25 protein-coding genes are annotated in these 23050 nt (G+C 69.5%); 14 read left to right on the top strand and 11 right to left on the bottom strand.

Annotation, left to right across the window (positions count from 1 at the left end; all coding sequences use genetic code 11):
* On the bottom strand, positions 1-1779 hold the full coding sequence (locus F4554_RS11490) for a serine/threonine protein kinase (RefSeq protein ID WP_179787372.1): 1779 nt from the start codon (positions 1777-1779) through the stop codon (positions 1-3).
* 106 nt (positions 1780-1885) lie between these two features.
* Here F4554_RS11490 and lipB point away from each other — a divergent pair, with 106 nt between their 5' ends.
* Positions 1886-2545 carry a lipoyl(octanoyl) transferase LipB gene (gene lipB, locus F4554_RS11485; protein ID WP_179787371.1) on the top strand — a complete coding sequence of 220 codons (660 nt, stop codon included), beginning with the start codon at positions 1886-1888 and terminating at the stop codon, positions 2543-2545.
* A gap of 17 nt (positions 2546-2562) precedes the next feature.
* Here lipB and F4554_RS11480 read toward each other — a convergent pair whose 3' ends face one another.
* Entirely contained in the window at positions 2563-3144 is a 582-nt protein-coding gene (locus F4554_RS11480) for a DUF84 family protein (RefSeq protein WP_238341854.1), read from the bottom strand.
* A 104-nt stretch (positions 3145-3248) separates the two neighbouring features.
* Here F4554_RS11480 and lipA point away from each other — a divergent pair, with 104 nt between their 5' ends.
* Complete coding sequence (gene lipA / locus F4554_RS11475) at positions 3249-4193, top strand: lipoyl synthase (protein WP_179787369.1); 945 nt, start codon at positions 3249-3251, stop codon at positions 4191-4193.
* A 62-nt stretch (positions 4194-4255) separates the two neighbouring features.
* Entirely contained in the window at positions 4256-4954 is a 699-nt protein-coding gene (locus tag F4554_RS11470) for a DUF4191 domain-containing protein (RefSeq protein WP_179787368.1), read from the top strand.
* Positions 4955-5002: 48 nt separating this feature from the next.
* On the opposite strand, the gene F4554_RS11465 is transcribed toward F4554_RS11470, so the two are convergent.
* Positions 5003-5464 (bottom strand): RDD family protein, encoded by a 462-nt coding sequence (locus tag F4554_RS11465; RefSeq protein ID WP_179787367.1) that lies wholly within the window; start codon positions 5462-5464, stop codon positions 5003-5005.
* Between the two features lie 242 nt (positions 5465-5706).
* Between F4554_RS11465 and glnA the strand changes: the two genes are divergently transcribed.
* Positions 5707-7131: a type I glutamate--ammonia ligase gene (glnA, locus tag F4554_RS11460; RefSeq protein ID WP_179787366.1), complete on the top strand. Its 1425-nt coding sequence runs from the start codon at positions 5707-5709 to the stop codon at positions 7129-7131.
* Positions 7132-7396: 265 nt separating this feature from the next.
* Positions 7397-7831, top strand: coding sequence for a hypothetical protein (locus F4554_RS11455; RefSeq protein ID WP_179787365.1), 435 nt, complete (start codon positions 7397-7399; stop codon positions 7829-7831).
* A 72-nt stretch (positions 7832-7903) separates the two neighbouring features.
* On the opposite strand, the gene F4554_RS11450 is transcribed toward F4554_RS11455, so the two are convergent.
* Positions 7904-8266, bottom strand: coding sequence for a hypothetical protein (locus F4554_RS11450; RefSeq protein ID WP_179787364.1), 363 nt, complete (start codon positions 8264-8266; stop codon positions 7904-7906).
* Positions 8267-8493: 227 nt separating this feature from the next.
* A complete protein-coding gene (locus F4554_RS11445) occupies positions 8494-9405 on the bottom strand; it encodes a helix-turn-helix transcriptional regulator (protein ID WP_179787363.1) in 912 nt (303 codons plus the stop codon).
* Positions 9406-9623: 218 nt separating this feature from the next.
* Between F4554_RS11445 and F4554_RS11440 the strand changes: the two genes are divergently transcribed.
* From F4554_RS11440 to F4554_RS11430, 3 genes are read left to right on the top strand one after another with little or no spacing between them, the layout of a single operon-like run.
* Complete coding sequence (locus tag F4554_RS11440) at positions 9624-10181, top strand: DEAD/DEAH box helicase family protein (RefSeq protein WP_179787362.1); 558 nt, start codon at positions 9624-9626, stop codon at positions 10179-10181.
* 34 nt (positions 10182-10215) lie between these two features.
* Positions 10216-10755, top strand: coding sequence for a GNAT family N-acetyltransferase (locus F4554_RS11435; RefSeq protein ID WP_179787361.1), 540 nt, complete (start codon positions 10216-10218; stop codon positions 10753-10755).
* Between the two features lie 19 nt (positions 10756-10774).
* The gene (locus tag F4554_RS11430; protein ID WP_202889251.1) at positions 10775-11281 is read left to right on the top strand and encodes a P-loop NTPase family protein; all 507 of its coding nucleotides are present in this window, start codon (positions 10775-10777) and stop codon (positions 11279-11281) included.
* Here F4554_RS11430 and F4554_RS11425 read toward each other — a convergent pair.
* On the bottom strand, positions 11278-11643 hold the full coding sequence (locus F4554_RS11425) for a hypothetical protein (protein WP_179787359.1): 366 nt from the start codon (positions 11641-11643) through the stop codon (positions 11278-11280). The genes F4554_RS11430 and F4554_RS11425 overlap by 4 nt on opposite strands.
* Positions 11644-12131: 488 nt before the next feature.
* Here F4554_RS11425 and F4554_RS11420 point away from each other — a divergent pair, with 488 nt between their 5' ends.
* Positions 12132-13352, top strand: a complete 1221-nt coding sequence (locus F4554_RS11420) for an IS110 family RNA-guided transposase (RefSeq protein ID WP_179786580.1) — start codon at positions 12132-12134, stop codon at positions 13350-13352.
* A 21-nt stretch (positions 13353-13373) separates the two neighbouring features.
* Here the strand turns inward: F4554_RS11420 and F4554_RS11415 are convergent, their stop codons facing one another.
* Genes F4554_RS11415 through F4554_RS11400 form a run of 4 tightly spaced genes read right to left on the bottom strand, consistent with a single transcriptional unit; the run spans position 13374 to position 15801 of the window.
* Positions 13374-13907, bottom strand: coding sequence for a methyltransferase domain-containing protein (locus F4554_RS11415; protein WP_179787358.1), 534 nt, complete (start codon positions 13905-13907; stop codon positions 13374-13376).
* Between the two features lie 52 nt (positions 13908-13959).
* On the bottom strand, positions 13960-14535 hold the full coding sequence (locus F4554_RS11410) for a GNAT family N-acetyltransferase (RefSeq protein WP_179787357.1): 576 nt from the start codon (positions 14533-14535) through the stop codon (positions 13960-13962).
* A gap of 5 nt (positions 14536-14540) precedes the next feature.
* Positions 14541-15215: a ribonuclease FAU-1 family protein gene (locus tag F4554_RS11405; RefSeq protein ID WP_202889250.1), complete on the bottom strand. Its 675-nt coding sequence runs from the start codon at positions 15213-15215 to the stop codon at positions 14541-14543.
* Positions 15202-15801 carry a GNAT family N-acetyltransferase gene (locus tag F4554_RS11400; RefSeq protein ID WP_179787356.1) on the bottom strand — a complete coding sequence of 200 codons (600 nt, stop codon included), beginning with the start codon at positions 15799-15801 and terminating at the stop codon, positions 15202-15204. Before F4554_RS11400 ends, F4554_RS11405 begins: the two co-directional genes overlap by 14 nt.
* 42 nt (positions 15802-15843) lie before the next feature.
* Between F4554_RS11400 and F4554_RS11395 the strand changes: the two genes are divergently transcribed.
* Both F4554_RS11395 and F4554_RS11390 read left to right on the top strand, forming a co-directional pair.
* Positions 15844-16251: a GNAT family N-acetyltransferase gene (locus F4554_RS11395; protein WP_337795975.1), complete on the top strand. Its 408-nt coding sequence runs from the start codon at positions 15844-15846 to the stop codon at positions 16249-16251.
* Positions 16252-16409: 158 nt separating this feature from the next.
* Positions 16410-17570: an AAA family ATPase gene (locus tag F4554_RS11390; RefSeq protein ID WP_179787354.1), complete on the top strand. Its 1161-nt coding sequence runs from the start codon at positions 16410-16412 to the stop codon at positions 17568-17570.
* A gap of 36 nt (positions 17571-17606) precedes the next feature.
* Here F4554_RS11390 and F4554_RS11385 read toward each other — a convergent pair whose 3' ends face one another.
* Positions 17607-18179 (bottom strand): YceI family protein, encoded by a 573-nt coding sequence (locus F4554_RS11385; protein ID WP_179787353.1) that lies wholly within the window; start codon positions 18177-18179, stop codon positions 17607-17609.
* A 245-nt stretch (positions 18180-18424) separates the two neighbouring features.
* Here F4554_RS11385 and F4554_RS11380 point away from each other — a divergent pair, with 245 nt between their 5' ends.
* The 3 genes from F4554_RS11380 (at position 18425) to F4554_RS11370 (ending at position 22715) form a co-directional block, all read left to right on the top strand.
* Positions 18425-20371 carry an ATP-binding cassette domain-containing protein gene (locus F4554_RS11380; protein WP_179787352.1) on the top strand — a complete coding sequence of 649 codons (1947 nt, stop codon included), beginning with the start codon at positions 18425-18427 and terminating at the stop codon, positions 20369-20371.
* Positions 20368-22149, top strand: a complete 1782-nt coding sequence (locus F4554_RS11375; RefSeq protein WP_179787351.1) for an ABC transporter ATP-binding protein — start codon at positions 20368-20370, stop codon at positions 22147-22149. Before F4554_RS11380 ends, F4554_RS11375 begins: the two co-directional genes overlap by 4 nt.
* Positions 22150-22247: 98 nt before the next feature.
* Complete coding sequence (locus F4554_RS11370; RefSeq protein WP_337795974.1) at positions 22248-22715, top strand: GNAT family N-acetyltransferase; 468 nt, start codon at positions 22248-22250, stop codon at positions 22713-22715.
* The last annotated feature ends 335 nt before the right edge of the window (positions 22716-23050 follow it).

Below are 23050 nucleotides of genomic sequence, written 5' to 3'. Positions count from 1 at the left end.
CTAGCGGGACGGCTCGGCAGGCGTCGTACCGGTGAGCTGCCTACTGGCGGCGATCAGCCACCCGCCCGAGCCGGAGCGTTCGAGCGTGATGCGGAAGCGCTTCGGCGGCCCGCCGTCGTGCGGATAGTAGTTGCCGTCGACCCGCATCCGGTAGGGCTGCAGCTGGCTCTCGGTGTCCACGACAACGCGGTCCGAACTCTGCGACACCACGTGCAGGGAGCGGATCGGCGTGCGAAGGCCGTCCACGCTGGTGACGCCGCCCTTCCGCTCGTAGTCCCGCATCCTGTCGAGGTCGTCGTTCAGCGGCGGCGACCCGGGCGTGTAGACCTGCGCGAGCAGCGCGCGGTTCCACTCCTTCCACGCCCTGGCCCTGCGGATGTCGAGCTCGTCCAGCACCTTCGCCCACCGGGCCTCTTCCGGCGACATGGCCGCCATGGTCGAGGTCGGCGTCGGGTCGGGGCCGGGTTCGCGGACGGCCCGCCACCCGAGTACGCCGGAGACCGCGACCACCACCAGCAGCAGCGGGATGCCGACCAACAGCAGCAGCCGAGCCCGGCCGGAACGCCCGGCGTCGCCGGTGTCGTCGGCCTCCTCGGAGTCCTCGCCTTCGTCGGCGTCCTCGGAGTCGGGAGTCGCGGCCCGCCCGGAGCGACCGGACCGGCGGGGGCGCCAGGAACGTCCGGAGCGACCGGTCGACTCGTCCTCGGCGAAGTCCTGGGCCGTGGTCGCATCGCCCGCGCCGCCGGTGGCGGTGTCGGTGTCGCCGTACGCACTGGGGAAGTCCGGTGGCGGAGTCGGCGCACCGGCGCGCGGACCGGTCCCGCTCCCCCGCGTCGGATCCCATCCGCCCCACCCCGCGGCGGCCTCACCCGCGGAGCCCGAGCCGGTGCCCGTTTTGGAGGCGTGGCCGGCCGTCGGGCCGGCGCCGATGCCGAAGCCGGTCCCAGTCCCGGTCCCCGTCCCCGGGCCGAGGTTCGGCCCGAACTGCGCGGAGTCCTCGCCACCCAGGCCGGCCGGGAACCGGACCGGCACGCTCGGGCAGGCCGCGGCGAGCTGGGCGCCGAACTGCGCCATCGCCGGGCGCTGCGCGGGCTGGGTCTGCAGGCCCGCCTCGACGATGTGCGCCAGCGCCGACGGGACCCCCGGCGCCACCTGGTGCAGCGGGCGGTGACCGAGCCCGGGCTCCGGGGTCGTCCCGGTCAGCGCGGCGTAGCAGACCGCGGCCAGGCCGTAGACGTCACCGGCAGGCGTCGGCGGCGTTCCGTCGTGACCGGCCGGGTCGGAGTAGCCGACGGTCCCCGCCTCGCCGCCCTCCACCAGTCGCAGCAGCCCGGCGTCGGCGAGCAGCGGGCGGGCGTCGGCGGTGAAGAGTACGTTCTCCGGCGTCACGTCCCCGTGCACGACGCCGCGCCGGTGCACCTCTTCCAGCGCGCCGGCCATGGCGGTCGCCACCGTGACGACCTCACCCGGGTCCAGCGTCGGCCGGGCGAGCAGCAACTGGCCGAGGCTGCCGCCCTCGGCGTAGTCGAGGACGAACACCACCTCACGCTCGTACGGCAGCATCTCCCGGATCCGCAGCACGTGCGGGTGGTCCAGGGACTCGAGGGCGGAGACGATCCGGCCGGCCTCGTCCTGCGCGCCGGCGTCGCGGGGGCGGACCCGCTTCAGCGCCGCCTGGGCACCCGAGGACAGCTCCCGGGCCAGCCAGACCTCACCCGCCGGCCCGGCGCCCAGCAGTCCCTCGATGTCGTATCCGTCGACGCGGAAGTCACCCTGCATGATGGGCCAATGATTCCATGGTGATCAGGCGCGGTGATCGGGCGTAACCGCGTCGCGGCGAGACCCGTTCCGCGGTGGAGGTCCGCGAGCGTTCTAAGCTGCGGTCATGGATTCCCTGCGGTTCGTCCGGGCCGGCTTCGGGTCGGAGGCAGTCGATTACACCACCGCCTGGGCACGCCAGCGTGAGCTGCATGCCGCGCGCGTCGCCGACCAGGCCCCCGACACGGTGCTCCTGCTGGAGCACGAGGCGGTCTTCACCGCCGGCAAGCGGACCGAGCCGCACGAGCGCCCGGTCGACGGCACTCCCGTCATCGACGTGGACCGCGGCGGGAAGCTCACCTGGCACGGCCCGGGTCAGCTGGTCGGCTACCCGATCGTGCGGCTGACCGAGCCGATCGACGTGGTGGCGTTCGTCCGCCGGCTCGAGGACGCGCTGATCGCGGTCTGCGCCGACACCGGCGTGCACACGGAGCGGATCGAGGGCCGCAGCGGGGTGTGGGTGCCCGCCGACGAGCGCGGTCCCGCCCGCAAGATCGCCGCCATCGGGCTGCGGGTGGCCCAGGGCGTGACCATGCACGGCTTCGCGCTCAACTGCGACTGCGACCTGTCGGCGTACGACCGGTTCGTGCCGTGTGGCATCACCGACGCGGGTACGACCTCGCTGTCGGTCGAACTCGGCCGCCCGGTCGGGGTGGCCGACGTGCTCGACACCGTCGAGCGTCGGCTCACCGACGCCCTGGCCCCGGTCGCCGACCAGGTGGCCTGACGGCTACTCGGGGCCGTCTACTCGGGGCGTCCGTCGAGGACCGGCTCCGCCGACGGGAACGTCAGCTCGACGTTCCGGAACGGCACCATCGCCAGCACCAGCGCGTGGGCGTAGAACGCCACCCGGTCGATGACCCCGCCGGTGAGCGGGCCGACCGTGCCGGTCGTGGACTTGGTGTCGATGCCGCCCAGCACCTCGTCGGTGGCGGCTCCGAGCTCCACGCCCGCACGAACCCGGTCGGCGATCTCCGCCGGAAGGGTGAAGGTCGCGGTCCGGCTCTCACCGCGGATGACCGGGCCGTCGGGCTCACGGCGACCGAGGACGACGATCCAGGCCATGCAGTCCAGGGCACCGTCGCGTTCGATCACACCACCCTCGACCCCGACCCACAGGCTGGCGTCCGGGCGCTCCTGACGGGCGGCCTCGGCGCGGTTGCGGGCGCCGCGCAGGGTCTCCTCGTCGCCGACCGGCTGGTGAGCCACTCCCGAGGCGACGTCGACCGTGACGGAGTCCACCTCGTCCTGACCAAGGGCGACCTTGACTGCTTCGAGCGTGGCGCGGCGCTTGACCGGATTGCCCGAGGCGATGACTACACACATAGACACGAGGCACAACCTAACCCCGGGCAGCAAACCCGGGTCACAGGAGGGCGGCGTACGCACGCACTTCCGGACGACCCGTCACCGCACCGTACGCTGAGGGGGTGACTGCGCTGGCCCCGGACGGACGCAAGCTGCTGCGCCTCGAAGCGCGCAACAGCCAGACGCCGATCGAGAAGAAGCCCGAATGGATCAAGACCCGGGCCCGGATGGGTCCGGAATACACCGAGCTCCGCTCACTGGTCAAACGTGAGGGGCTGCACACGGTGTGTCAGGAGGCGGGCTGTCCCAACATCTACGAGTGCTGGGAGGACCGCGAGGCGACGTTCCTCATCGGCGGCGACCAGTGCACCCGGCGGTGCGACTTCTGCCAGATCGACACCGGCAAGCCGGCCGACCTGGACCGCGACGAGCCCCGCAGGGTGGCCGAGAGCGTCCGCCAGATGGGTCTGCGCTACGCCACGATCACCGGCGTAGCCCGTGACGACCTGCCCGACGGCGGGGCCTGGCTGTACGCCGAGACGGTGCGGGTCATCCACGAGCTCAACCCCGACACCGGGGTGGAAAACCTCATCCCGGACTTCAACGGCAAGCCCGACCTGCTGCGGGAGGTGTTCGACTCCCGGCCGGAGGTGCTGGCCCACAACGTCGAGACCGTGCCCCGGATCTTCAAGCGGATCCGCCCCGGTTTCCGGTACGAGCGGTCGCTGGACGTCATCCGGCAGGCCAGGGAGTACGGCCTGGTCACCAAGTCCAACCTCATCCTGGGCATGGGCGAGGAACGCCACGAGATCAGCGCGGCGATGCGCGACCTGGTGGACGCGGGTTGTGAGCTGCTGACGATCACTCAGTACCTCCGCCCCTCCATCCGCCACCACCCGGTCGAGCGCTGGGTGAAGCCGGAGGAGTTCGTCGAACTCTCCGAGGAGGCGAGTGGACTAGGCTTTGCGGGAGTGATGTCCGGACCGCTCGTCCGCTCCTCTTACCGCGCCGGCCGGCTCTACCGCCAGGCGCTGGAGTCCCGGGAGCAGCCGGCGTCGTCCACCTGAGCAACCACCCGTGCCGGGGCAGCCGACCCCGTACACCTTGAGGAAGGACCCACCAGCCGACCATGGCCAAGCGCGACGAGACTCCCGAGAACAAACAAGGCCGTGTCGCCCAGGTCCGCGCCGCCTACTCGATCACGAAGGAAGTGCAGCCGCGGATCGGGCTGATGCTCGCCGGCATCTTCCTCGCCGTGATCGTGGTGTTCGTCGCCGTCGGTTTCGTGCTGAAGAACCCCGTCCTGTGGGGCGTCACGGGCATTCCGTTCGCCGTCCTGCTCACGGTGATCTTCTTCGGCCGGCGGGTGGAGAAGGCGGCCTACTCCCGCCTGGAGGGCCAGCTCGGTGCGGGGGCGAACGCCCTGTCCACCCTGCGCAAGGGCTGGACGGTCGACCCGGCGGTCGCGGTGACGCGCAACCAGGACGTCGTACACCGGGTGGTGGGCCGGCCGGGCATCGTGCTGGTCGCCGAGGGCGCGCCCAACCGGGTCGGCAACCTGCTCGCCAACGAGAAGCGCAAGCACGCCCGGGTCGCTCCCGACACCCCGATCTACGACGTGGTCGTCGGCGACGGTGAGGGTCAGGTCCCGCTGCGCAGGTTGTCCGGCCATGTCATGAAGCTTCCCCGCAACCTCCGCCCGGCCGAGGTCACCGAGGTGCTCAACCGGCTGAAGGCGCTGTCGGCCAACCGGAGCCAGCTGCCGATCCCGAAGGGCCCGCTCCCTCGCAACGCCAAGCTTCCCCCGGGCGCGTCCCGCCCGCGGTAGCCCGCCGCGCCCCGCCCCGGTGTCTCCGGGGCTCAGCGTTTCCGGGGCTCAGCGCGCGCGGACCAGGACGGTGCCCGCCAGCCGGTCGTGCAGGCCGCGGCCGTCGGCGTCCACGACCAGCGGCGGGATCACGAGCAGGACGAGCACCGCACGGATCAGCGAACGCGCGAAGCCCACCGGCCGGCCGTCCAGGCGGGCGACCACCAGGTGCCGCATCCGCTGCCCGATGCTGGCGCCGACGAACGCCGTCATCAGCCAGATCTCCGCCCCGAACACCATCAGCGGGACGAAATCGACGGCCGTCATCGGCGGCTGCCAGACGCTCGCGTCGCGGACCAGGGCGATCGCCACCAGGTTGGCCAGCAGCCAGTCCAGGAGCAGGGCGGTGATCCGCGCACCCCAGCCGGCCAGCGCGCCGCGGCCCTCCTCGGGCAGGCCCAGCCGGTAGCCGGCGTACTGCTGATCCGTGGCCGCAACCGGACCCCGACGAGACCTCTCCTGCTCGGGCATGCCCCGAGGTTATCCTCTGACACTTCAGGTCCTACGGGACCGTTGGCCGGTCCGACCAGGCTGTCTGCGGGTCTGACAAGGCCCTCGGCGCGGCTCTCCGAAGCCCCCGACGAGGTGCAGGGTCGGTGCCCCGCGCCGGGTCCGAGTGCGCCAAACTGGCCGTAACACGCGCGCAACATTCGCGATACGGCAGGGAAACGGCCAGCTCCTAGCGTCGCCTGCCAAGAGACGGAGGAGGCCGAATGTTCGAAAGCGCCGACGAGCTGTTGGCATTCGTACGTGACGAGGGCGTCGAGTTCATCGACGTTCGCTTCTGTGACCTGCCGGGGGTCATGCAGCACTTCAACGTGCCGGCGGGGTCGTTCACCGAAGACGACATCGCCAACGGCCTGATGTTCGACGGGTCGTCGATCCGCGGCTTCCAGGCCATCCACGAATCCGACATGAAGCTGGTTCCGGACCCGGCGACCGCGTTCGTCGACCCGTTCCGGGAGCACAAGACGATCGCCATCAACTTCTCGATCGTCGACCCCTTCACCGACGAGCCGTACAGCCGCGACCCGCGCAACGTCGCCGCCAAGGCCGAGGCCTACCTCAAGGCGAGCAACATCGCCGACACCGCCTACTTCGGACCCGAGGCCGAGTTCTACGTCTTCGACGACGTGCGCTTCGAGACCAAGCAGAACGCCGGTTACTACCACATCGACTCGATCGAGGGTGCGTGGAACACCGGCAAGGAGCAGGAGGGCGGCAACAAGGGATACAAGCCGCGCTACAAGGGCGGCTACTTCCCGGTCGGCCCGACCGACCACTTCGCCGATCTGCGCGACAAGATGGTCGCCCAGCTGCTGGCGTCCGGCATCGAGGTCGAGCGCGCGCACCACGAGGTGGGCACCGCGGGCCAGGCCGAGATCAACTACAAGTTCGACTCGCTGCTGCACGCGGGCGACACCCTGATGCTGTTCAAGTACATCATCAAGAACGTCGCCTGGAACTCCGGCCACACCGCGACCTTCATGCCGAAGCCGCTGTTCGGTGACAACGGTTCGGGCATGCACTGCCACCAGAGCCTGTGGAAGGACGGCCAGCCACTGTTCTACGACGAGCTCGGCTACGGCGGCCTGTCCGACATGGGCCGGTGGTACATCGGCGGGCTGATCAAGCACGCGCCCAGCCTGCTCGCGTTCACCAACCCGACGGTCAACTCCTACCACCGGCTGGTCCCGGGCTTCGAGGCTCCGGTCAACCTGGTCTACAGCCAGCGCAACCGGTCTGCCGCGGTGCGGATCCCCGTCACCGGTACGAGCCCGAAGGCCAAGCGGATCGAGTTCCGGGTGCCGGACCCGTCCTGCAACCCGTACCTCGCGTTCGCGGCCATGCTGATGGCCGGCGTCGACGGCATCCGCAACAAGATCGAGCCGCCGGAGCCGATCGACAAGGACCTTTACGAGCTGCCGCCGGACGAGCACGCGTCGGTCAACCAGGTCCCGGGTTCCCTGGGGGCGGTCCTCGACCGGCTCGAGGTCGACCACGACTACCTCCTCGAAGGTGGCGTGTTCACCCCGGACCTGATCGAGACCTGGATCGACTGGAAGCGCACCAACGAGATCGACCCCGTGCGTCTGCGCCCGCACCCGCACGAGTTCGAGCTGTACTACGACATCTGATCCACCCGGCCTGCCGGCCGACGGATCCGACGACGGCGGCCGACCCGCACTCGCCCCTGGTGGCGAAATGCGGGTCGGCCGCCGTTTTCCATGATCATGTGTACCGAATCTGTACCGGCGCCTGCTCACTCCCCGGCGCGGGTCCGCAACAGCGCTCTCACTGAAAGCGGCCGCGTCCGCCTGATCCTCGTATCCGAAAGAAACCGGATCGGCTCTGGTTCCGATTTGGCCGCACGCCCTCCCGCTGACCTGTCATTCTCTCGCCGTGACCACGACCCAGGATTTGCGGTTCAACTCTCGCGTGCGGACCATCACCGCGGCCGCCCTGCTGCTCGCGCTGGCTGTCGCGATGGGAACCCTGTTCCTGGAGCAAGCGAACAGGTACGTCATGCTCGGCGACAATCAAGGCTGCCCGCGCACCGTCCTGGAGGAGATGTTCAACCTCAAGGAGGGCCTCTACCACGAGGGCGAGCCACGTTCGGACGCACAGATCACGACTGACAAGAAGGCCTGCCTGCGAGCAGCTCTCCCGTCGATGACCGTCGCCACCACATCCATGACCGGCGCTGTCCTGCTCCTCGCGGCCGGAGTCACGCTCCTTACGCGAGCGATCCCACGGGCCCGATGGCTCCTTCTCACCGCTGCGGGCGCCGGCATCGCGGTGACGATCATCGTCGTGATGGCCACGCAGCCAGGGTGACGGCCGCCCGGCGAGAAGAGCCAGGCTCGCTATCCCGTCCGTAGGGCAGCTTGCCGGCGGCCAGCTTGTGGACTACAGCCTGCCGATCGGTGCGATCAGCGCCTCGTCTGCCGGGCAGACCCACACCGCCTGGCGGTCGCGTGTGGAGACGACGAGTGGATGGCGATCGGGGTGATGCGGGCACGGCGGCCAGTTCGTGGGCGCCCACCGACCTTCGATCGCGATTTCTTGAATCTGATCAGCGACCGCCGCGATGCGCTCGAACTCGGGGGCCGAACCGTCGACCGAGATGCCGGTAGCACTGATGCCGTTCGGATCCAATACCGTCGCCTCGCCGCTCCCTGTCCAGCCGTCCACTACCGACGGCAAACTGATGCCAGTGCCCTGGAGATCCCGTTGCACCGGTTCCAGCGCCTGCCGCAGCACCTCGTCCATGGAGTCAGCATCACAGGTCGGCATCGAAGTGTCGGCCAGCCACGACGGCGAGGCGGGGTGCTGACGCCGGATGCCAGTCGGTTGCCTGCGGGCGGCTGGTCGTGTCAACTTCTCGGCTTTGAGGCACCGCGCTCCCGGTGGGGACTCCCGGGGCCGTGTATGCGGTCACATACTGTCGCTGCGCCAACTGGCGATGACGCTATGCGTACCAGGTGTGTACCTGACGGCTAGGAGGCGCTTTGCGCGACCCAGCGCATCGGGTCGCCCCAGCCGAGGTCGGAGATTCCAGCCGCGTCGAGGGCCAGCGCGACCAGGGTGCGCCGGTGTGCGGCGAAGGTCAGGACGTGCGCGATCATGCCGCCGTAGCTGAACACTTCGGCGGGCTCGCACAGCGCGTCGACGAAAGTGTCGTCGAGCCTGCCGTGATCGGTGGCCTCGACGACGTGCGCCAGGAAGGTCGGGCCCTCCTCTGCGAGCCGACGGCGCAGCGAGTCCACCGACTCGTGCTCCTCGACCGACCAGTCATATGGCCGGTTGGCTATCGCCGCGTTCCACATGCCCATCTGCCCCACCAGGCGTGACAGCAGGGATCGGATCGTCTGCCGGTCCTCATCGACCGACAGTTCGATCACGGCGTCGAGCCGCTCGTCATCGAGCCGAGCGGCGCGTTCGACCATCTCGCCGACGAGCCAGACGTGGTGCTCGACCATCTTGGTCAGCAGGTCCATCGAGGTCACCTTCTTCTGGGCAGGCAGCCGAAGACTGCCGGGTGGGTGGAAGTGCACGTTGCTCGGCCCGTCGAGGCGTAGCCGCGTGGGCCGGGCCCGGTACCGGCCCGGTCCCACCCCGTAGGCCCGGGTGAAGGCCCGGGTGAACGCCTCGTGCGAGCCGTAGCCGGCCTCGACCGCGATGTCGAGGATCGTCAGTTCGGTGGACAGCAGGCGGTACGCCGCCCGCTCGAGCAGCACCCGGCGGCGCAGAGCCGCCGGCGGTTCCCCACCCGCCGAGGAGACGATCCGATCGAGGTGGAACCGGGACAGGTGCAGGCGTGCGGCCAGGTCAGCTGCGGTGGCGTGGTGGTCGTCGAGCACGGACGCGAGGACGTCGACGAACCCGAGGAAGTGGTCGGCTGCTGGCATGCCCCCATCCTGCCGGCGCCGAAGGCCGCCGCGTTTGATCGTCGTTGCGCACCGTCGGCCCGGAGACGGACGAGCTCCTCGATGACCCCACCGTGGCCCAACGCCGACAATCTGCGCTTGACAGCGGGCACGCCCGCCGTACGCGGAATGGCTGAGTTGCCCCTCGTCCGTGTGCGCGGCTGATCAATCTTCGGCCGCCTCGAGTGGAACGCCGTCGCATGACTACTCGAGGCACCTTGTGCGAACCTCTGCAGGTGACGTTGGTGTGGGTTACCGGCAACTCAGGGGTCGGCAAGTCGACGGTCTGCGGGTTGCTGAAGGACCGTGGCGCGCTTGCGGTCGACGCCGACTGGGAGGGCTACAGCCACTGGGTCGGGCGTACGGGCGGACAGGTCGTCACCGACCCGCCCTATCCGGTGCCGGCCGGCTGGCTGGACAACTTCGGCTGGAAGATCGACCGGGCGGCTGTCGAGGCCCTCGCGGCGCGGGCACGAGACAGCACCGCGTTCCTGTGCGGAAGTGCCGAGAACGAGGCGGAGGTGCGGGACCTGTTCGATCTGGTCGTCTGCCTGGTGGCTGACTTCAAGACGCTCCGCGGCCGGCTCAAGGCCCGTACCGGCAACACGTTCGGTCAGCACCCGGAGGAACTCGCGGCGGTGTTCGAGGAGAACAAGGGAGTCGAGTCCACCTATCGCCGTCTCGGCGCGACGATCGTCGACGGCCGCCTGCCTCCGGCGGAGGTGGCTGCGGCCGTTCTCGCGGCCGCATCTTCGTGACCGAACCCGAGTCGAGTCTCGCTAGGCTCCCTGAATGGCCGAGATCCCGAGGTCCTTCGCCGGCATGGACGGCACTCTGTCGACGGAGCGGCTGAAGCTCGAGGGGTTCCGGATCGAGGACGCATCCGAGTTGCACGAGATCTTCAGCGACCCGGCGACGCACACCATCGGCAGCGGACCCTTCAGCCACATCGACGAGACGACGGCCTGGATCGAACGCCGGATCGCTGCTCACCGTGACCTTGGTCTTTGCTGGTACGGAGTACGACTGAAGTCCACGGGTCGTCTACTCGGCAACTGTGGCCTGTTCGTCGGCCGCACCGGCGCCGCCGAACCGGAGCTGGGCTACATGGTTCGGCACGACAGCCAGCGCCGCGGGTACGCCTCGGAGGCAGCGTCGGCAGTCATCCTCGAATGCGACAGAGCCCAGCTCCGTCGGTTGTGGGCGACCGTACGACCGGCCAACGTGGCGTCCATGCGTGTCCTCGACCGGATCGGAATGAAGCTCGACCGTACCGAACACGACGACAAGGGCAGCTTGCACTTCCTCTCCCGGACGCCGGACTGGTTGTGACATCGTGAGGAGAGTCGCGGTGATCGGCTGCGGAGGAAGTGGAAAGTCCCACGTCGCCCGACAGCTTGGGCAGTCGCTCGGCGTGCCGGTTACTCACCTGGATGCCGTCTACTACGACGACGCGTGGAACCAACTGCCCATGGACGAGTTCGAAGCGGCACAGCGCGAGTTGGTCAGGCTCCCCACCTGGGTCATCGACGGCAACTACAACACGACGTTGCACGTACGGCTTCGCGCTTGCGACACGGTGATCTTCATGGACCTCCCCACTCGTGAATGCCTTTGGGGCGTGCTCGCTCGCCGGGCCGCGAATGGTCACGGGCAGAACCGAACCCACGGGGTGTTCAACCGCGTCGACCTTGGTTTCCTGCGCTACGTCGCGACGTACCGGCGAAAGATGCGGCCACGCGTGCTGCAGAAGCTCGACGACCTCGCCGGCAACGCGGACATCGTCAGGCTCACCAGCCGCCGGCAGGTCCGTCGGTGGCTTGCGACGACAGCGCGGCACTCAGAACCGTGTCGCTAGAACGGCCGGTGGAACTGGACGTACAAGCGCACCTTCCCGTCGGCCACGTTGACACCCCTGCAGACCTCACGCCTGTCGAACAGACTGCGTGGGCCGCACGTTTCCCGCGGCAGGCCAAGGTCGGCCGCGATCTGCGAGGGTGACTCGTTCGCCGGCCCGGTCAGCGTCAGTTCGCGCCAGCAGCCACCGGATCCGCACTTCACGGCTTCGTCGGCGACCCGCACGCCGGCCGGTAGCGCGGGCACGTCCGAGCGGGGTGGCACCGCCGCCTCGTCGACAGCCAGCCAGGCCACCGGCGCGAAGAGGACCACCACGAGCCCCACGAGTACGGCGGCCGTCCCAAAGAGGACCTTCCGGAACACCAGTGCAGGCTACGGTGCGATCAGCGCTGCACCTCGGGCCGGTGCTGCACCCCGGGCCAGCCCCGCACCTAGGGTCTGTCCTGCGGATCATGGCCGGTTCGCGTGCCCCCGCATCCCGCCCGGCCGCGTTGTCGTCGTCGCGCGTAGAACACCGCTACGCGACTCCTCCTCCGCCTTGCCGACCGGGCGCGGATGACCCGCTCACCACTCGACCCTGATCCGCAGGACAGACCCTAATGGGGTTCGACCGGCGTTTCGCGCCCAAGGCTAGGGCTGTTGGGCGTGAGGCTGGTCGCCGAGCCGCCGTCGGGTGAGCACTCTTCAGTCCCTGGCCGTTCAGGTCTAGGCCTAGATCGTGCCCCCGGCGGCTGGTGAGGAGGTCGTAGGGCTGGTGGGATGTCGTGCCGGGTTGAGCACTGATCCATTAGGTCGCCTGGATCTTCTCCGCAAGCTCGCCCTGATGGCTGGAAGGAGAGGAGATACCAGCGGTGCTCTTCATCGGGGATGACTGGGCAGAGGCTCATCACGACCTTGAGCTGGTCGACGAGGCTGGCACGGTGTTGGCCCGGCGCCGCCTGCCTGAGGGAATCGAGGGCATCGCCGCGCTGCACGGGCTGGTGGGAGATCACCTCGGTGTGCAGGACGAGCCGGATCGGGTGGTGGTGGGAATCGAGACCGACCGCGGCCCGTGGGTGCAGGCGTTGATCGCGGCCGGCTACACCGTCTATGCGATCAACCCGCTGCAGGTCGCGCGCTATCGAGAACGGCACGGCACCGCCGGGGCGAAGTCAGATCCCGGTGATGCGCACGTGCTGGCCGAGATCGTCCGCCTGGACCGAGCACATCACCGCCCCGTCGCGGGTGATTCCGGGCTGGCCGAGCACATCAAGGTCGCTGCCCGGGCGCACCAGACGATGATCTGGACCCGGCAACGCAACACCAACACCATGCGGTCGATGCTGCGGGAGTACTACCCCGCCGCGCTGGTCGCCTTCGGCGACCTGGCCTGCCGGGACGCCCTCGCGGTCCTTGCTGCGGCACCGACACCGCAGCAGGGTGCGGCGTTGACCCCAGCCCGCATCCAGCGGCTGCTGGCCCGGGCCGGTCGGCAACGCAACGTGGCTGCCCGGGCCGAACAGATCGCGACGGCGTTGCGCGGCCAGCAGCTGCCCACCCGGCCGGAGGTAGTCGATGCCTACGCGGCCAGCCTGTCCGCGCTGGTCGCGGTCACGGCCGAGATGGTCCGCCAGATCGCTGCCTTGGAGGAGCAGGTGAAGGCGGGTTTTGGCCGGCACCCGGACGCTGAGATCTACCTGAGCCAGCCTGGCCTCGGGCCGATCCTCGCCGCCCGGGTACTCGCCGAGTTCGGAGACGACCCCCACCGCTACCCCGACGCCCGGGCACGAAAGAACTACTCCGGCATGAGCCCGATCACCAAGGCCTCCGGCACCAGACGAGTCGTCCTCGCCCGCCACGCCCGCAACCGCCGGCTCGCCGACGCCCTCTACCTGCAAGCCTTCGCCGCACTGTCGACCTCACCCGGAGCGCGCGCCTTCTACGACCGCCACCGCGACCGCGGAGCAACTCACCACCAAGCGCTACGAACACTGGCCAACCGGCTCGTCGGCATCCTCCACGGATGCCTCACCCACGGCACCAGCTACAACGAAGCCACCGCCTGGCCAACCCAAGAAGCCATCGCCGCTTGACAGCTTAGAGCCGTGGGATGTCTAGGGCCGCCGAAGCCTGACGGTGAGGAAACACGGAGCGGTGTGCAGCTTGTCGTGTGCTTCGGGATCGATCTGGCGAAGCTCCGGTGCGGGGCGAGGTTCGACAAGTCGTTCCAGAACGAATCCGGCGCCGAGCAGCTCGGCGAGGAAGGTCTCCAACGGCATTCGCCAGTAGTGCGTGTGGCAACGCCCTTGTGCCACAGGCCTGTCGACCTTCTCGACGGCGTAGTACGAACCACCGAAGCGGTTCCAGTCGGCGGTCGGATGCATCGTGGACACCACCAGCCAGCCACCAGGTCGCAGCACGCGGGCAAGCTCGGCCAGGAGCTGACGGCGCGCGTCCACGTAGTGAACCACCAGTGCCATGACGGCTCCGTCGAAGCTGGCATCGGCGGCGAACGCCAACGGCATCTCCAGATCGTGCTGACGGAGTTCGGCACGTCCTGCGAGCCGGACCGCGGCGTGTTCGAGGAGTCGCGGGCTTCCCTCGATCCCGACCACCGACGCGCCGCGTGCGGTGAGCTCGGCTGGCACTGCGGGAGCATGTCACGCCGCCCTGATCGTCGCCAACCCGCCGACGGGAGCCTCACGACTGGCCGGATGATTCGTGGTCACGCCGGAGCAAGCCGTAGATGGCGCCGTCGTGATAGGTGCCGTCCTCCTCCAGGGAGTACGCCCGGCGTAGGCCTTCTCGCTCGAATCCGAGTCGCCGCAGAAGGCGTACCGAGCCGTGGTTGTCGGCGATCGTATGTGCCTCGACACGGTTGAGCCGCATCCTGGTGAACCCGAAGCGGAGCATCGCGCCGAGCGCCTCTGTTGCGATCCCGCGCCCCCAGTGATCTCGACGGAGGTCGTAACCGACTTCTGCTCGATGGTGGAACCTCTCCCAGGAGACGAACCCGAAGAGTCCGATGGCACGGTTGTCGCCGGAGAGCGTGACCGCCCAGTGGATGCCTTTCTGTGCTGAGTGCTCGCGCCGCAGATCCGCGATCAGCTCCGAGGCTTGCCTCACTTCCCGCATCGGCTCGGAGTTGTACCTCTGAACCTCCGGATCGCTACGCCAGACGAACAGATCGGCGGCGTCCTCGGGGTCTAGTTCCCGGAGCACCACGCCCTTGCTCGTGAGCGTCGGAAACGGCGAGAAGTCGAAGATGTCGGTCACTCTGCTCACTCCACTCTCCCGGCGGGCAGGTCCGTCGCGTTGGCGGGCAGGGCCGGCCGCTCCCAGTGGGCCTCCCGGCGCCAGGACTTCCAGCGTTCGTCGAACGGCCCCGTGCGTTGGGCGAACAAGGCGAGTACCTCCTCACGGGCCTGCTGTACATGGCGGTGCTCGTCGTCGGTGACGATGCCCAGCCGACGGGCCTGCTCGTACTCGTCTTCGTCCTTCCACCGACAGGCCCCGTCCGGCTCGATGACCAGATCCAGCAGGAGGTCGAAGGTGTCGACACCGATCGGAGTACGCCGGACAGGACGTTCGAAGTTGACGTACGACATCACCAGCTCGCCGGCCTCGCGAAAGAAGAGGTTGACGCTGAAGTAGGCACCCGGCTGCACGAGGGTCAGCTTCGAGTTGGTCCGCCAGGTCCACGCCGTCAACTCCCACTTGCCGAAGGCCAGGTTGGGAAGCGCGATGTCGCGAACCGTCTCGTACCTCCGAGACGACGAGAGGGCTGCCTGGTGGGTGGGAGCGAGCCTGGCCACCCCAGGCCAGAGGGCCAGTGAAAGAATGTCATCGCTGTCGCTCACGACCCGGAACGGTGTAGCCGTCCACACCTTGCCGCGGAAGACGTCGCGACGTACGACGGTGCTACCCGTCGCGAACATGCCCTCAGCCGGCCCCATGACGCTCCTTGTCGACTGCCACGAGCGAGCTGCCGTATTCGACCTCGCGCAGCTGTCTCCCGCCACCGAAGTCGTGGTCCCTGGCGTTACCGGTCTCGCGAAATCCTGACTTGCCGTAGAACCGGCGAGCGCGGCAGGCGCCCTCGAGCGTCCACAGACAGACCTTGGCGAACGCCTGTCCGGCGAGGCTGATCCACGCGTGGGACATGAGCATCGTGGACACGCCGCTCCCCCATACCGACGGATGCGCGTAGAAGCCGTAGATCTCCCCGAGGTCGGTGGAAAGCTCTTTGCCGTCGTTCCAGACGCCTGCGGGCCCGATATGGGCGAACGCGACCGGCTGACCGTCTGCTTCAGGCACGGCCACGAGCACAGTCGAACGCCGCATCCTCCGATCCCCGATCAACTCAGTCCACATGCCTCGCCGCCGATCCGCCGCGGCGGTCAGGTAGTCATGGTCGAGCAGGTGGGCGAAGCCGGCCATCCACGCGGCAGCATGAATCTCTCCGATCGCGGTCGCATCGCCGCGGTCGGCCTCTCGAACAGCGAACGGGTTGAGTGGAGAGCACGTCGCTTCGTCGTCCAAGTTCGTGGACCCCCTCATCCCTGCGGATGCGATGCACTCTAGATGCCCTCGAGGAGAGCGGTCACCGGCTCACGGGGCTCTGGGATGCTGGGCCGCATGGACGACCAGAACCTCTGCGGCTTCGCGATCGGCCACACCGAGCAGTGGTTCACAGGTAGGCACTTCCTTCTGCAGCAGATGTGCGTACGTACCGACCTGCAACGGCAGGGGGTCGGCACCGCGCTGCTCGAAGCCCTGGAGGCGCGTCTGATCGACGTGAAGCAGGTGTACCTCCTCACCGAACGGCATGGTGCGGCCCACAGGTTCTACGAGCACTGCGGATTTCGGGCAGCCCACCGGACGGGCGTGATGCTGAAGAGGATCCCACTCGCGAGTACCGGAACCGGTCTTCACACTTGGCTGCGGGCCGATCAAGCCGAGTCGAAGCGTGAAGTTCCACGGTGGCCCTGACCCCCTCAACGCTTCACACTTCGACAGGCTTCGGCGGGCGCGGTCAGGCAGCGAGAAGCACGCGGATTCCTCCGCGGAAGAGTGCTCGGCTCCTGCTCTCGCCGCCGACTTCGGCCGGCGCCCGGCGAGCCGCCGGCCGGCTGGGTAGCGTAGCCGGGGTGATTCGCTGTCTGGCCGTGGAGAACTACCGGTCGCTGCGCAGCCTGGTCGTCGAACTCGACCAGCTGACCGTGGTGACCGGAGCGAACGGCACCGGCAAGTCCAGCCTCTACCGCGCGCTGCGGCTGCTGGCTGACTCCGCGCGTAACGGCGCCGTGGCCGCGCTGGCCCGGGAGGGTGGGCTTCCCTCGACGCTGTGGGCCGGGCCGGAGACGATCGGCAAGGCGGTGCGTGCCGGCGATCATCCGGTGCAGGGAACGGTACGCCGCGGACCCGTCGCCCTGCGTCTGGGCTTCGCCGACGACGACCTCGGGTACGCGATCGACTTCGGCCTGCCACAGCCGGCACTTTCGGCGTTCCAGCTGGACCCGCTGGTGAAGCGGGAGGCGGTGTGGGCCGGGCCAGTCCTGCGGCCGGCGACCCTGCTGGCCGAACGAGCCGGCACCATGCTGCGCATCCGCGACGGCCGCTCGTGGTCGACCTTCCCCGACTCGGTGGGGCCGTTCGACAGCATGCTCAGCGAGTACACCGACCCGCAGCGCGCGCCGGAGCTGCTCACGCTTCGCGAGCGGGTGCGGTCGTGGCGGTTCTACGACCAGATCCGCACGGACCAGCGAGCGCCCGCCAGGCAGATACGCATCGGCACCCGTACGCCGGTACTCGCCCACGACGGCGCCGATCTCGCCGCCGCGCTGCAGACGATCCTGGAGATCGGCGACCAGGCCGCACTCGCCGCCTCGATCGACGCCGCGTTCCCCGGCAGTGCGCTGGAGATCGGGATCGAGGGCACGCGCTTCGAGGTCCGGCTTCGCCAGCCCGGGATGCTCCGGTCGCTCGGCGCGGCCGAGCTGTCCGACGGGACACTGCGCTACCTGCTGTGGACCGCCGCGCTGCTGTCCCCGCGCCTGCCGGCGTTGCTCGTACTCAACGAGCCGGAGACCAGCCTGCATCCGGAGCTGGTCAGGCCGCTGGCGGACCTGATCGCGTCCAGTGCGGAGCGTACGCAAGTGGTGGTTGTCAGCCACTCACGCGCCCTGATCGACGCGCTCACCGGGGATGACAAGGCGACGAGGATCGAACTGGTCAAGGACCTTGGCGAGACCAAGGTCGAGGGCCAGGGACGGTTCGACCACCCACCCTGGCAGTGGCCCAAGCGCTGACGCGACGCCGGCCGTCGCTCGCCGACGCCGGCCGGGTCACCGACGAACCGCCTGTACGTCGAGTTCGACGCGGATCAGCTTGCTCAGCAGCAGGGCACCGGTCTCCAGCGGCTGGTTGAACGTGATGCCGAACTCGTAGCGGTCGATGGTGGTGGCCGCGGAGAAACCGATGCGGGGCCGGGACGCGTCGCCCATCGGGTCCGGACAGGCTCCGTCGAACTCCGCGTCGAGGACGACCGGGCGAGTCTTGCCGTGGATCGTGAGATCGCCGTGGACCTGCAGCGACTCGTCACCGAACTCCACGCCGGTGCTGGAGAAGGTGAACGTGGGATGGTCCTCGACCCCGAAGAAGTCGGTGCTTCGCAGGTGGGCGTCCCGCTGCGCCTGGGCGGTGTCCACGCTGTCGGCCTGGATGGTCACCTCCACCGAGGAGTGCTGCGGTTCCTCGGCGACGGCGATCGTTCCCTCGAAGTCGGTGAAGCGGCCGCGCACCTTGGAGAAGCCGAGGTGCTTCACCTCGAACGCGACACTGCTGTGCATGACGTCGATCGCGTACGTGCCCGGCACGGGAAGCTCCCGGCCGTCGACGGTGCGGGTGAACGTGGTCATGATTCCTGCCTCCGTGAAGAGTTCGAGTCGTTTCTTCGCGGAGTAGACCGACCTGCGGGCGCCGGCTCATCGGTCGTTCGCGATCTCTTGCGTACGCACCTGTCGTCGGATCGAGCAGCGGTGTCCGGGACCGGCCAGCCCAGGCGATCAGGTCCGCACATCCTTGACCCGGCCGGGCGTACCTGCGAGCTTTCTTCGGCGCCCGGGTTCGGCGCAGGCACTGTCGCCGACACGGGGAGGGACACGTGCACCGATACACCGAGACCACTCGGCGGTACGCCCTGCACGCTCGGTTGTTGTGGCGCGCCGCGCCGGTGCACTCCGCGCTCGCCCTGTTCCTGGTGCTGGCCAGCGCGGCTGCCGTGACGTTCGGGATCGTCGCGACCGGACACCTGGTCGGCGCTTTGCCGGCGGCGGTGAAGGCCGGCGTCGGTTCACCGGCCGCGGACCGGGCATGGTGGTGGCTGGCGGCGGCGGCCGCGGCGTACATCATCGGCCCGCTCATCCATGCGGCAGAGAACGCGGTCGCGCAGGTGGTTTCCGCCCGCTACCTGCGGCTGGTGTTCGACATGGTCGCCGAGGTCGGTACCGCGCCGTACGGGATCGCGCACCTGGAGGACCCGGAGGTCGCCGGCCGTCTCGACGCGATCAAGCGGGCCATGCGGGACTGGACGTTCGTCACGGGTGTGGAACAGACCTGGAACCTGCTGGCCACCCGCCTCAGCGGAGTGGGCTCCCTGGCGGTGGCGGCGACCTGGAACTGGTGGGCCGCGCTGCTCGCCGCCGGGTCGTACGCCCTGATGGCCAAGGTGCTCGTCGCCTGGCTCGGGACCATCTTCGACGACCTGCTGGAGGTGACGGGCAACCAGCGGCGGCAGGCGAGCTACGTGCGTGACCTGTTGACGGGCGCGCCGGCGGCGAAAGAGCTCCGGTTGTTCGGGTTGGCCGACTGGCTGGTGCACCGCTACTCGACCGCCTGGCGGGACGCGATGACGGTCGTGTGGCGCAACCGCTACCACAATCTGCGGCCGATCCTCGCGGCCTCGGCGATCACGCTGGTGGTGAACGCGGGCGTGTTCACCCTGTTGGCCCGGGACGCGTCGGCGGGCACGGTCTCGCTGGCCTCGCTGGTCACGGTGGTGCAGGCACTGCTCGCGCTGGAGGCGTTCGGCCCGCTCGGTGACAACCAGTCCGCTCTGGGCCGCAACACATCGACGGCGACCATGCTGGTCGCGCTGCGCCGACGGCTCGGACTGTCCGGCCTACCTCCACACTTCCCCACCGCCAAACCGGCCGAGCCTGTCAAGCCGGCGAAGCCCGAGCCCGTTCCGTCGGTGCGTTCCGCGGCCGCGAAGATCGACCTGCGGGAGGTGACCTTCCACTACCCGAGCCGCACCGAGCCGACGCTCGATCGGCTGTCCCTGCACATCCCCGCCGGGCAGTCGGTCGCGGTCGTCGGCGTCAACGGGGCAGGAAAGTCCACGCTGATCAAGCTGCTGTGCGGGCTGTACCCCCCCGACGCCGGGACCATCCGCATCGACGGCGGTGACCCGTCGGCGGAGGAGGCGACCCGCAACCGGGTCGCGGTCATCTTCCAGGACTTCGTGCGCTACCAGCTTCCCCTGCGCGACAACGTGGGGTTCGGTGCGCACACCCGACACGACGACGAGGCGGTGCTTGCCCGTGCGCTGGGCGACGCCGGCGGCAGCGCGTTGCTGGACCGGCTCGACCACGGCTGGGACACCGTGCTCAGCGCGGAGTACGCCGAAGGCACCGACCTGTCCGGCGGCCAGTGGCAACGGGTGGCGCTGGCCCGCGCACTGGCCGCGGTCGCCGGTGGCGCCGGCGTCCTCGTGCTGGACGAACCAACCGCCGCCCTCGACGTCCGGGCCGAGGCGGCCTTGTTCGACCGGTTCCTGGAGGTCACCCGCGGGATGACCACCCTGCTGGTCAGCCACCGGCTGTCCAGCGTGCGCCACGCCGACCGGATCGTGGTGATCGGTCCCACCGCCGACCCGACCGGCACCGGCACCGGCACCGGCACCGGAACCGGAACCGGCACCGGCATCGTCGAGGACGGCAGCCACGAGGAACTCATGGCCGCAGGCGGCGCGTACGCCCGGATGTTCTCACTGCAGGCCGCACGGTTCGCCGCGGCCGGCGCGAGCGAGACGGTGGTGGACCCGCGATGAGAAAGTCACTGCGCGGCATCTGGCTGGTCCTGTCCATGTCGGTGCGGGTCAGCCCCTGGCAGAGCGTCCTCTGCCTGGCCGAGTCACTGGGCAGCGTCATCTCGCTGCTGCAGCCGCTCTATCTCGCGTGGTTCGTGGACGGCGTACTCCACCACGACACGGCACGAATGGCCGTCGCAGTCGCGGCGTTCGCCGCCTCGACCGGCCTGAGCTGGGGCCTCGGCATGGCCGGCTGCGACGCGCGGATCCGGCAGTTCGAACGCGTCGGGTTCGCCTTCGACACCGAGATCGCCCGGATCACCGCCTCCATCCCCACCCTCGACCACCTGGAATCCAGCAAGTACCTCGACCAACTACAGGCACTGCGCGACCAGCAGGGCGCCCTCGGCATGGCCCTCAACAACGTCCTCAACACCTTCAAGAACGTCGTCTTCGCCGGCGGGACCCTGCTGCTCGCCGCGAGCGCCGACCTCCGGCTGCTCCTGCTCGTCCTGGCCGGCGTCCCCGGCGTCGTCGCCACCCGGTGGATCATCCGGTGGCAGGCGCGGTCTGAGGAGGAGTCCGCGGAACCTGGCCGGCTCGCCACCCACCTGCTGGAGCTGAGCACGACCGCCGGGCCGGGCGCGGAGGTCCGCGTGTTCGGGCTGCGCGAGGTGGTGCGAGCCAGGCTGGACAGTGCCGTCGCCGGCTGGCGCGCACCAACGGTCGACCTGGCCCGGCGTACCGAACTCGTCAACGCCGCTTGCGAAGCGTTCTTCTTCGCCAGCGCCGGCGCCGTGCTCGCCTGGATGGTGCACGACGCGATCCGCGGTCAGGTGCCGGTCAGCGCTCTGGTGCTCGCGGTGATGCTGGTCGGCCGGCTGCAGAGCACCGCCAACGTCCTGCGGTGGTCGATCCACAACGTCTCCCGGCTGACCCGTACCACCGGACGGTTCCTGTGGCTGCGCGACTACGACCAGGAGGTACGCGCCGCGCACGCCGGGACGCAGCCGCCGCCGGCGAGCCTTCGCCACGGGATCACGATCGAAGATCTGGCCTACGCCTACCCGGAAGCAGCCGAACCCTCGCTGCGGGACGTCAGCCTGCACCTTCCCGCGGGCTCCGTCGTGGCGCTGGTCGGTGAGAACGGCGCCGGAAAGTCCACCTTGGTGAAGCTGCTGACCGGGCTTTACCGCCCGACCGCCGGCCGGGTGCTGGTGGACGGCGCCGACCTCGCAGACCTCGACCTGCCCGCCTGGCGGGCCCGGATCTCCGGCGCGTTCCAGGACTACGCGCGGGTCGAGTTCACCGCACAGGAGTCGATCGGCGTCGGTGACCTGACCAGCGTGGACGACGAAGGCGAGGTACGCCGCGCGCTGCGCGAGGGTGCCGGCGAGGACGTCCTCACCGCCCTGCCGCAGGGTCTGGGCACCCAGCTCGGCACGTCCTGGCCGGACGGGGTGGAACTATCCGGCGGACAGTGGCAGCGGCTGGCGATCGCCCGCGCCATGATGCGCACCGACCCGCTACTCCTCCTCCTCGACGAACCCACCGCCGCCCTCGACGCCGCCACCGAGCACGCGCTGTTCGAACGCTACGCCGCCGCCGCCCGGGCCGCCGGCGGCCGCGGCGCAGTCACCCTGCTGGTCACCCACCGCTTCTCGACCGTGGCCGCCGCCGACCTGGTTGTCGTCCTCGACGCCGGCCGGATCGCCGAGATCGGCAGCCACGCCGAACTCATGACAGCCCGCGGGCACTACGCCGAACTCTACGAACTACAGGCACGCGGCTACCGCTGACGTCGACCGCCGCCGCGAGCTTCCCGCGCCGGCCGGGGATTCTTCCGCGGAAGAAATTCCGAGGCGGCCGAACGGAGGGCCTGCCTAAGGTGAACGGCGTGGATGGCGTGGGCAGCGTGAACAGCAGCGTTGGCGGCGAGTTCGAGTTCGACGACGACCCCGGCCGAGTCGACCTGGACGCCCTGTGGGAGGTGCTGTCCACCCAGGTCTACTGGGGGAAGTGGCGAAGCCGCGACCACGTTCGCCGCCAGGTCGCCTCGGCCTGGCGAGTGGTCGGCGTGTACGAGTCGGCGAGCGGGCGGATGGTGGGGTTCGCGCGGGCGGTCTCCGACGGCGTGGCCCTCGCCTACCTCGCCGACGTGTACGTACTCCCCGGCCTGCGGGGCAAGGGCCTCGGCACCCGGCTGGTCGAGGCCATGGTCGAGGACGGACCCGGCGCGGACTTCCGGTGGATGCTGCACACCGCCAACGCCCACGGACTGTACGGGAAGTTCGGCTTCGCGCCACCGGACCCGTCGTACCTCGAACGCCCTCGCAGAGAAGGTCCCGGCACAGGCACGCCGTGAGGCTGTGCGGCCGTTCGGCCGGCCCGGCGTCGGACCGCCTGCCGGACCTGTCCGGCTTCGCCCGGACTGCCCTCCGATGCGACGCGTCCTGCCATCGGATCCTGACACCGCGTTGCCGCTCGTGGGGGCCGGCGGCTAAGGTACTCCGCATGCAGTGGTGCTATCGGTTTAGCCAGCCGGCCCTGGGTGGGCACGGCGGCGACCGCATCCGCTGACATCCACCACCCAGAGCCGGCAGGGCAGCGTCCGCAGAGGACCTGCCCTTTTTTCGTGCCCCGACCAAGGGGGGCCGGCCCGAGGTGACGCGGGGCGGTTCCCGAAGAGATCCGAGGAAG

The sequence above is a fragment of the Actinopolymorpha rutila genome, from assembly GCF_013407855.1.
Taxonomy (GTDB): domain Bacteria; phylum Actinomycetota; class Actinomycetes; order Propionibacteriales; family Actinopolymorphaceae; genus Actinopolymorpha; species Actinopolymorpha rutila.
The sequence above is the reverse complement of the archived record's forward strand: the minus strand, read 5'-3'. Positions and strand labels throughout refer to the sequence as shown.